Genomic DNA, 10,374 nt, shown 5'->3' on the forward strand with positions numbered 1-10,374 from the left:
ATTGTCCTCGGTATACTTCTTTGATTTGTGTTTTTACAGTGTCCAATCATGAACATTAGATCGACATATTTCGATTTATTTTATTGCATCATGATTTCGCAACTATGTGAGCAGATTGCGGAAAAACTATGACTTTTTACAAATTGGATGAGATTGGATGCAATTTCGGTCAAAAGGCGCGAAAAGCGCCATGACAGCGCGGCTGGAAACACGCCCCGCTCTTGATGCGCCCACATTGATCCGCGAAGCCCGTTTCACGTTCGTACGCGGTCTGACCTGGGCCGGGATCGTCAGTGGCTTCATTAATGTCCTGCAATTGACCGTGCCGCTTTTCATGCTGCAGGTCCATGACCGTGTGATTAACAGTCAAAGCATCGATACCCTGAAGCTTTTGCTGGTGATCGCCGTGGGTGCCATCATTCTGTATGGCATTCTGGATTTCATTCGTGCCATGACCTTTCAGGAAATGGCGAAGTCATTGTTGCGGCGCCTAAACCTGCCGGCCATTGCCGCGGCCATGAGTGTTTCTATGGAAAAAGGATCGACGCCGGGCACGCAGGTTCTGCGCGATCTGGCCGATCTTCGGACCTTCATTAACGGCAACACCATTGGCGCCCCGCTTGAAGCCCTGTGGGCCCCGATTTTTCTGGGGGTCATGTTTGCGCTTCATCCGTTTTACGGGCTGGCTGGCGTGATCGGCGTCATCATGCTGGTCGGGCTTAGCCTGCTGGGTGATTTGCTGTCGCGCCGGGTCACCAAAGAGGCCAATGACGCCAATCTGCGCAACATCGCTGATATCGGGTCGAGCATCCCGCATGCCGAGGCCATCGAAGGCATGGGCATGATGCCCGCGCTTGCGATGCGCTGGCGTTCGGCCCAGCATCACACAACCGAACTGCTTGATATCGCCAATGCGCGCGGCAAGGGCATGTATGCCCTGACACGGTCGCTGCGTTATGGCCTGCAGGTTGGTGTGCTGGCAATGGGTGCGGCCCTTGTGATCAAGGGTGAAACATCGCCAGGTGCCATGATTGGTGGCACCGTGATCATGGGCCGCTTGCTGCTGCCGTTTGACAATGTCACCCGTGACTGGCGTGGCTGGGTCAATGCCATGTCGGCATGGCAGCGCATTCGCCAGATCCTTGAACAGCGCCAGTCCGAACGCGAGGTTGAACCCACCCCGCGCAGCGAGGGGCCGCTTGTGGTTGATAACCTGGTCTATGCTGTTGCTGGCAATAATGTGCCGGTTCTCAGGGGCCTTTCATTTGAAATCAATCCCGGCGAAATCCTGGGTGTGATCGGCCCGTCGGCGGCAGGTAAATCAACCCTGTCGCGGGTCATTATCGGGGCGGCCAAACCTACGGCGGGCGGTGTCTATCTGGATGGGCACAGCACCTATTTGTGGGAACGCGGGTCTTTTGGCGACATGGTGGGGTATCTGCCGCAGTCGGTGTCGCTGCTGAACGGGACCATCCGTGAAAATATTGGCCGCATGCGCGATGCCGACCCGCGCAAGGTGATTGATGCCGCGCGTGCTGCCGGTGTGCATGAAATGATCGGCCGTATGCCGCTGGGCTATGACACGCCAATTGGCGGGGGCCGTTATACCCTGTCAGGCGGGCAGAAACAGCGTATTGCGCTTGCCCGTGCGCTGTATGGCTGGCCGCGTCTGCTGGTGCTGGACGAACCCAATGCCAACCTGGATGCCGAAGGCGAAGCATCGCTTATTCGCGCCATTCGGGCGGCATCGGAAAATGGGGCGATGGTCGTGCTGATTGCGCATCGCCAGTCCATTATGCGCTATGCCCATAAATTGCTGGTCCTTCAGGAAGGGCGCATCAAGCAGTTTGGCGAGCGTACCGATGTGGTCCAGGCGATTACCGAACAGGGCCACGATGTAAAATCCCTGCCGGATTCCACCCGTAAATATGTTGCCAATGGCGGCAAGCTGGAAAATGGAGGTGCGGCATGAATCGCGTAATCAACCTTGATGAACGGGGTGATGTGATCAACCCTGATGCCCCGCAACCGGTCTGGCACCAGGTGCTGGCTGAAGAACGGGCAGCATCCAAACAAAGCCTGCGCAAACCCATGATTGCCGGGGCACTGGTAATTATCATTGGCTTCGGTGGCTTTTTGCTGTGGGGTTTTAATGCCCAGCTTGATAGTGCGGCGGTGGCATCCGGCTCGGTGATTGTCGATTCGCGCAAGAAAACCGTGAACCATCTTGAAGGTGGTATTCTTAAAAAGCTGCTGGTTGATGAAGGCGAACGGGTCCGTAAGGGCCAGCCGCTGGCATTGCTTGATGGCACCCGAACCCAGTCCGAGCTTGAACAGCTTCGCGGCGAGAAATACGGCCTTCAGGCCAAGCTTGCCCGGCTGCGGGCCGAACAGAATGGCGATAAAACCGTCGCCTTTCCCGAAAACCTGCTGTCATCGAAGGAAACCTATGTTTCCGACATTCTAAGCGATGAAAAACGCCTGTTTGACAAACGCAACGAGGTTTACACCGCCAAGCGTGATGCTCAGGAAAAGCAGATCAAGCAGTTCTCGGCCGAGGCAGAAGCCCTCGATTCCCAGATCCAGGCTCGTGGTCATCAGCAGAAACTGGTGAAAGAACAGCTTGATGGCGTGCGTGAGCTGGCCTCCAAGGGCTATGCAACCCGCACCCAGCTTGTGGAAATTGAAAATAACTGGAGCGATCTGGTCGGCGATGCTGGCGAGTTCAAGGCACAGCGTGCTGCGGCCGAACAGCAAAAGGCCGGGGCCGAGATTGAACTGGCATCAATTGAAATGGAATGGCAAAGCGATATCGCCAAATCCATTCAGGAAACCCAGCTGGCCCTTAATGACGTTAACCAGCGCATTACCGCCAAGGATGATGTACTGAAGCGCCTTGAAATCCGTTCCCCGCAGGAAGGGATCGTCAGTAATATCCAGATCAGAACGCCTGGCGGGGTTATCAGCCCGGCACAGCCAATAATGGATGTGATACCCGATGAAGAACCCCTTGAGATCGAGGCGATGATTAACCGCCGCGATATTGATGCGGTCAATATGGGGGCAGATGCCCAGGTGCGCCTGACGGCCTATAACCAGCGTCGTCTGTCGCCAATTAAGGCGAAAATCAGCTATATCGACGCTGATCAGACCGTCGATGAGAAGCGTGATTCATCCTATTATGTCGTTCGTGCCAAAATTGACCCGGACGAGCTGGCAAAACACCCCGATATCAAACTGCGTGCGGGGATGCCCGCTGACATTCTGGTGCTTAACAAGCCGCGCACCGCGATCGATTATCTGCTTGATCCGATCGCCGAAAGCATGGATCGCGCCTTCCGCGAGGATTAATCAGGTCCTTGAAATCCCGGGTTGGGGCGGGGCAGGGATGCCCATCTCACTGCCCCAAACCCGCAGGATTGCTGGTTTTTCCAACCCGTGTACCAAATCAAAAGACCGGCCCTTCAAAGGCTGGTCTTTTTTTGTCGCATAGTGATTCAAAATTTAAATCAAATGTAGATTAAATATTGGAAAATAATAAAAATAAGAAACCAAGTAAAATAATGTAAAAATCAGATCTCTACATAATATCGCCACAATAATACCTTGATAATAACTTCCTATCAAAAAGCAAAAGAATATAGGGTTCGTGTGTGGCCGTTTCCAAGGCGATACACGTTCCTGAGGGAACGGCCAGCCTCTAGTCACACCGAAACCCGAAACGGGATAAGAAGGAGGATATGATGGCAACTCTCGAAGGCGGCGCCTACGACGATACGCTTCTCGGCTCGCGCTTCAGCGATGTGATCTTTGGTCGCGGCGGTGACGATACCCTGTTTGGACATGGGCAGAACGACGTTCTGTTCGGTGAAGAAGGCGATGACCACCTGTTTGGTGGTTCCGGTGACGATGCCCTGCTGGGTGGCGCCGGTCGCGATCTTCTGTTTGGCGGGTCGGGCGACGACCAGTTGCTTGGCGATAGCGGTAACGACATGCTGTTTGGCGGTCATGGTGATGATCAGCTTTTCGGTGGAGCTGATGATGACCTGTTGTCAGGTGGTAAAGGCGACGACCTGCTGGATGGTGGCGATGGCCATGATCTGATGCAGGGCGGTGCCGGTGACGACATCATGTTTGGTGGCGCCGGTGACGACCAGATGCTTGGTGGTCAGGGTGATGACCTGATGCAGGGTGGTGACGGCAATGACGTCATGCTCGGCGGTCAGGGCGATGATGTGATGAATGGCGGTGCTGGTAACGACCTGATGATGGGTGGTGCCGGTGACGACGTCATCAATGGTGGTGCTGGCGACGATCTTCTCGTCGGTGGTGCAGGCCACGATAACTTTGTTTTCTCTGGTGGTGGCGGCAACGATGTTGTCCTCGACTTCCAGGTGGGTGAAGACATGCTCTCGATTTCCAAGGGCATTAACGACACCGATATTTCCTCGGCCGATGACGTTGCAGCACGTGCAACGCAGGATGGTGCCAATACCGTTGTTGACCTTGGCAATGGTGACTCCATCACCCTTAACAACGTTGATGTCGACGACGTCCAGGATCATCCGGACCACTTCTTCAACGTTCAGTAACGACGTCGGGATGTTCGCAGCGCGTGCTGCGGACATCCCATTTTCATCGTTTCATTTGTAAGGGTACAGGCGCCAAATGCTTGAACTTGCCACGTCTGATGACAGACAGTTGTCTGGCGACATGCCGGAGGTCTGCCGGCTGACCCCCGACACATTGATTCTGATCTGGAACCTGCCGACCCGTTTGTGGACCGTTCCCAAACTTGAGGCACGCGACGGACGAAAGATTTCGCCGCAGGCGACATTGCGCCTGCCGCTGGGCAGCGGTGGAACGCGGCTTTTGCGCGTTATTCCGCAACCCAAAGACAGCCCGCTTTCCCTGTTGGCCGAGGCCGGTTCACTGGGCCGCCAGCAGGAAATTACCATCGAACCGGATGGCGAATTTGACCCGGTCGATGCCTTCATGCTGCTTGATGATGTGACCCCGGCCGGGCGGCTTTCGCTGCTGTCGGCAATGCTGGGCGCGTGGGCAAGCATGTTCCGGATGCGGCGCAGCCGCAGCTATACACAGGCCCTTAACCGCCTGGTGGCGCGGATCGTAGACGAACCGCAGCGTGCCCAGCCGGTTGCCCGCCTGTCTGAAAAGCAGATGCTGATTGCAACCACACTGCCTGCCGCCTTTGGCGACATTGAAGGCACCTATGTGGTTTCACAAACCGGTTTCTGGCGGTTGCCGCAAACCGCCCATCATGGCCGGGAAACCCCGAACGGGGCCAAACAGACATTTTTTATTGCTGATAGCAACGGGTTGGAAGGCGGCGCCTTTCTGGTCATTACCGGCAGCCGCGCCCTTGCCATTCGTCAGCTTGATGCAAGGCCAAACCTGCCGTCGCTGTCGCGCTGGTGGCTGGCACAGGGCAAGGCCGACGCCGATTTGCGCGAATATGCGATTGATGCCCTGGCGCGCGGTGATGCAACATCGCGCAAGGCCGCCCTGGAATTTCAACTGCGTTGCCCGCTTTCTGCACAGCGCGTTACCGGCGGTGGTGGCCTGCCATCGGGCGAGGTTGACCTTGCCGTAACCACGGCACGCGGCACGCTGATTGGCGGCTGGTATCGTGATCCGGTTGAAATGGTTGGCGGGGTGGATGTGCTGGACCATACCGGCACCGAACACGCCTTTGAAAACCATTTTTACCGTTATGCCGGTTCTGTCGTGCAGGATGAAAAAACCGTTCCTGCCACCGGTTTTGTCGGGTTTCACCCCGAAATCAAAAGCCAGGTGCCGATCCTTCAGCCACGCAGCATTTTGCGCCTGACATCGGGCAGTCGCCATTTGATGGTGCCAACCGCACAGCCTGCCGACCCGGCAGAAGCCCGCGCGCGCATTCTGCGTGCCGTGCCGCCGCAGCACCTGAATGACGATATCATGGAAAACTGCCTGGCCCCGGTGATTGGTGATGTGCAGCAAAAATTGCTGGGTAGCATCGGCGCGCCGACCGTTATTGATATCGGGCAACAGCGCAGCGACCCGTCGGTATCAATTATTGTGCCGCTATACCGGGTGCTCGATTTCCTGCGTGCCCAGATCGGTGCCTTTGCCTGTGATCCCTGGATATCCCAGCATTGCGAACTGATTTACGTGCTTGATAGCCCGGAACAGGCCGAACAGACCGAACATCTTTTGCGCGGGCTTTATCTGCTGTATGGCGTGCCGCTGCGTCTGGTGATCATGGCACGCAATGGCGGTTATGCCCGGGCCTGCAATAGCGGGGCGTCCGTTGCGCGCGCCGATCTGCTGGCGATGCTGAATTCCGATATCATCCCGCATCAGACCGGCTGGCTCGGCACCATGGCAACGCGCATGGGCGGCGAACAGGATGTTGCCGCCGTTGGCCCCAAATTGCTGTTTGAAGATGGTTCCCTGCAGCATGCCGGTATGTATTTCGCCCGCAATGAACGTGGCCAGTGGTTAAACCACCATTATTACAAAGGCATGCCAGGCCAGTATCGTGATGCCTGCATCGAACGTTCTGTTCCTGCCGTTACGGGTGCCTGCATGCTGCTGCATCGTGGCGTGTTCGAGGATGTGGATGGCTTTAGCGAGGATTACGTCATCGGGGATTACGAAGACAGTGATCTTTGCCTGAAAATCCGCGCCCAGGGCTTTGACATTCGTTATGTGCCCGATGCCGAACTTTACCATTTCGAACGCAAGTCTATTTCGACCCATTCCGATTATATGCGCGGTGTTGCAACGCAATATAACGCGTGGCTGCATGCCCGCCGCTGGGACGATCAGATGACCGAATTTTCAATGCAGGGTGTGCCGCAAATGGCCGCCGAACCTGCGATGGGCCGAGGCGTATTATGAACAGTATTCTTGCAATTCCGGGCCACCGTCCCGAAAGCACCGGTAATGTTGCCGACGCTGGCAAAAAAACATCCGAATATCCCTCTGTTCGCATCATGCGGGCACCGGCTGCAACCCCGGCACCGGCCAAACCGGTAACCCCGGCCAGCGCGGAAAAGCCTGCAGCAGCAGCGACCGTTGCGGAAAAGAAAAACGAAGCATCCTCCGGGGCGGATTCCGCGCCAAAAGATCGCGCGGCCAAGGCGGCGGCGCAGATGTCCGATGTTGCCCCTATCGGTCCGCCCGCCGCCAAGGAGGGGGCCACCCAGGCCGATGCCGATAGCGGCTTGCTTATTCCCGATACGTCACTGGGCGAAAATATTGATGGTGACGACGACGTACAGGATACCAAGGCAGCCAAAGGCCGGGCAGGGCGCAAATCATCGTCTTTTGCCAATCTGACGCCACGTCAGGAAGTGTATCTTGGTGCCATTTGTCGCCAGATCGCCCAGAACCGCTTTTTACCGACCCCGACCCAGGACGAAGTATTTGTCGGTGATGGTGACTATCTTGCCATCGGTGCCGAATTTCTGGGGCATTTCGTGCGCCTTGGCGGGTTAAAGCCGACCGAAAGTGTTATTGATATCGGGTCGGGCATCGGCCGTATGGCAGTGCCGTTAACCCAGTATCTGGTGCCCGGTAAAACCCGTTATCTTGGTATTGATCCGGTCGCTGACGGGGTGAAATGGTGCCAGAAAACCATTACCCCGGTTTACCGGGATTTCCGGTTCCAGACCGTCGATCTTGCCAACGAACTTTATAATCCCGAAGGCAAGGTTGCGGGCGATAGCTGGAAACTGCCTGCCAAGGACGAAGAATTTGATTTCGCCACCATGGTTTCGGTGGCAACGCATCTGCCCCCGGCCGAAGTCGAACGGTATTGCAGCGAAATTTTCCGCGTTCTGCGCCCCGGTGGCCGCCTGTTTATGACGGCCTTTATCGTGCGCAATGCCGAAGAACTGGCCGCCCCCAAATGTGACCCGCGCCTCAGCGGCCTTGTCCGTGAAAAGGACAAACCCTGCTGGCATTTGCGCGGTGAAAACCCGATGGCCGCTGTCGGTTTTGATGAAGGCTATCTTGAATCGGTGCTGGCAAAGGCCGGTTTTGCCTTGCTGCGCAAGGGGTTTGGGGCCTGGCACGGCGATAAATCCCCGCACTATCAGGATATTCTTATTGCCCAGAAACCACGCAGGAGCAGCAAATGAACCCGCGCATTCTGGTCCTTGCCCATAATCATCCTGACCTGCATCCCGGTGGTACTGAAATTTTCGCCCATGACCTGTTTGGGGCCTATAAACGGGCAGGGTGCGAAGCCCTGTTCGTGGGGGCCACCAACGATGTGCATCGCACACGTCGTCCCGGCACCAGTTTTCAGGCGGTAAATGACAGCGATGACGAATTGCTGTTCTGGGCTGGTCATTTTGACCGTTTCAATATGTCCCAGACCGACCTTTATGCTGTCGTTCCGGCGATTACCGAACTTCTGGAAAATTTCCGCCCGGATATCGTGCATATCCACCATCTGGTGTTGTTTGGCATTGAATTGCCAATGCTGATCCGCCGGGTTTTGCCCGATTGCAAAATTGTCATGACCCTGCATGACTATTACCAGATCTGCCCGCATGACGGCCTGATGATCCATCGCGAAACCCGCCAGCGTTACCAGTCGCTTGATGTTTCAGGCGATAAATGCGGCCTGACCGGGATTAGCCCGGACCAGTTTGCGATGCGATCGGTCAATATCCGCAATCATTTGCGCGCCGTTGACCTGTTCCTGTCGCCCAGTCGGTTCCTGCGTGAACGCTATATCGAATGGGGCATCGACCCCCACCGGATCGAGGTGATCTATAATGGTCGCCCGGCGGTTCGTGCGGTGCGTCGTCGCGAACATGGCACGGGTGGCATGCCCAATGTGTTTGGCTATTTTGGCAATCTTAACCCCTGGAAGGGGGCCGATGTACTGCTGGCTGCCGCCCGCAAGCTGATCGAAGATGATGTTGAATTTGAACTGCGCATTCATGGCGGCGCGCCGTTCCAGACAGCGGCCTTTAACGAGAAAATCGATCGCCTGTTTGAACAGACCACCAGCCGTGTGGTGCGCCTTGGCGCCTATGATCGCGAAGATATTCCCGAATTGATGGCATCGGTCGATTGGGTGGTTGCCCCGTCGATCTGGTGGGAAAATGCCCCGCTGGTCATTCAGGAAGCCTTTCAGCACAACCGCCCGGTAATCACCAGCAATATTGGCGGCATGGCCGAAATGGTCCGCGATGGGATGGATGGCGTGCATGTGCGCCCCGATGACCCTGCTGCTTTGGCCCGCACGATGGCCGATTGCGCCACGAACCCGAAACTCTGGAAGAAGCTTTCGGGCAATGTGCGCGCCCCGGCCAATATCGACGATGTCGCCCACACCCATCTTTCGCGTTTTCGTAACCTGATCCGGCCTGACTTCGTCGCGGCCTGAAAAAGGAGATTTCCATGGCAGTTGCACAGGAAAAGACCAAGGATACGACCCCGTCTGCCGATCCGTCCGCGCAGGCACAGCCCAATCCCGCGCAGCAGGGGGCCGCAAACCCGGCCGCCGCTGCCAGCGCCAAATCCCAGGCGGCACAACCCGCGGCCAAACCCCATCCCCAACAGGCCGCTGCCGCACGGCAGGGTGCAACCCCGGCCCAAAGCCAGGCTGCCAAAAATGCGCAGGGCCAGCCCAGGGCCGACGGCCCGCCGGTGCTGGAAGGCAATGTTGACGCCATTGATCGCGAACGCCTGTTTGGCTGGGTCTGGTGCCCGCAACGGCCCGATGCGCAGGTTGACGTTATCGTACGCATGAATGGCCACACCCTGTTGAAGGTCAAGGCGGATCGCGAACGCATTGATTTGCGCCGCAACGGCATTGGCAACGGCAAACATGCTTTTGAAATTGAATTGCCCGAAGCCGCCCTCGCTGCCGCTGACAGCCTGAGCGTGGTTGCTATCACCCCGGAAACCGGTGCCGAAACGGTATTGCGTATTCCGTCGCAAACAGAACAGGCCGCCCATTCGGCGATGAATGCGCCACTGGGCAAAATTCTTGATCGTCTCGACCGTCTTCTTGCTGCGCAGCATATTTTGCAAAACGGCCAGCGCGAAGCCGCCAAACGCCTGATCGATTCTTCCAAACGCATGGATGAACTGGCATCTGCCGATGATGGTATCGAGGCGGGTGTCCGCCTTGTGCGCAACGGGCAGGAAGAACTGGCCAGCCGTGTTGAACAGCTTGAAGTGTTTCTGGTGCGGTTTGACAAATCACTGGGCGGGTTTGATGAACGCCTTGCCGTGCTAAGTGACAAGCACCGCAATGATTTGCGCACGCCCTTGCTGCTGCTGGCCGTTCTGGTTGGCCTGGTCGGTGGTTTGTCCCTTGGCGCAATCGTTTGGTAAGGCGGC

General features: G+C 56.7%; 7 protein-coding genes. All 7 read left to right on the plus strand.

All coding sequences use genetic code 11. The features are described from left to right. Window positions 1-190 precede the first annotated feature (190 nt). The 7 genes from CSC3H3_RS08290 to CSC3H3_RS08320 all read left to right on the plus strand — a co-directional run bounded on the left by CSC3H3_RS08290 (window position 191) and on the right by CSC3H3_RS08320 (window position 10,368). On the plus strand, window positions 191-1,972 hold the full coding sequence (locus tag CSC3H3_RS08290; RefSeq protein ID WP_101271127.1) for a type I secretion system permease/ATPase: 1,782 nt from the start codon (window positions 191-193) through the stop codon (window positions 1,970-1,972). Then, window positions 1,969-3,351: an HlyD family type I secretion periplasmic adaptor subunit gene (locus tag CSC3H3_RS08295; protein ID WP_101270959.1), complete on the plus strand. Its 1,383-nt coding sequence runs from the start codon at window positions 1,969-1,971 to the stop codon at window positions 3,349-3,351. Before CSC3H3_RS08290 ends, CSC3H3_RS08295 begins: the two co-directional genes overlap by 4 nt. A gap of 389 nt (window positions 3,352-3,740) precedes the next feature. Further along, entirely contained in the window at window positions 3,741-4,592 is an 852-nt protein-coding gene (locus CSC3H3_RS08300) for a calcium-binding protein (protein ID WP_245881342.1), read from the plus strand. A 76-nt stretch (window positions 4,593-4,668) separates the two neighbouring features. Next, window positions 4,669-6,906, plus strand: a complete 2,238-nt coding sequence (locus CSC3H3_RS08305) for a glycosyltransferase family 2 protein (protein WP_101284545.1) — start codon at window positions 4,669-4,671, stop codon at window positions 6,904-6,906. Continuing rightward, complete coding sequence (locus CSC3H3_RS08310; RefSeq protein ID WP_245881343.1) at window positions 6,903-8,150, plus strand: class I SAM-dependent methyltransferase; 1,248 nt, start codon at window positions 6,903-6,905, stop codon at window positions 8,148-8,150. The genes CSC3H3_RS08305 and CSC3H3_RS08310 overlap by 4 nt, the downstream gene beginning before the upstream one ends. After that, complete coding sequence (locus CSC3H3_RS08315) at window positions 8,147-9,412, plus strand: glycosyltransferase family 4 protein (RefSeq protein ID WP_101266201.1); 1,266 nt, start codon at window positions 8,147-8,149, stop codon at window positions 9,410-9,412. The genes CSC3H3_RS08310 and CSC3H3_RS08315 overlap by 4 nt, the downstream gene beginning before the upstream one ends. 14 nt (window positions 9,413-9,426) lie before the next feature. Next, window positions 9,427-10,368: a hypothetical protein gene (locus tag CSC3H3_RS08320; protein WP_245881344.1), complete on the plus strand. Its 942-nt coding sequence runs from the start codon at window positions 9,427-9,429 to the stop codon at window positions 10,366-10,368. Window positions 10,369-10,374 lie beyond the last annotated feature (6 nt).

It is taken from the genome of Thalassospira marina, assembly GCF_002844375.1.
GTDB classification, from domain to species: domain Bacteria; phylum Pseudomonadota; class Alphaproteobacteria; order Rhodospirillales; family Thalassospiraceae; genus Thalassospira; species Thalassospira marina.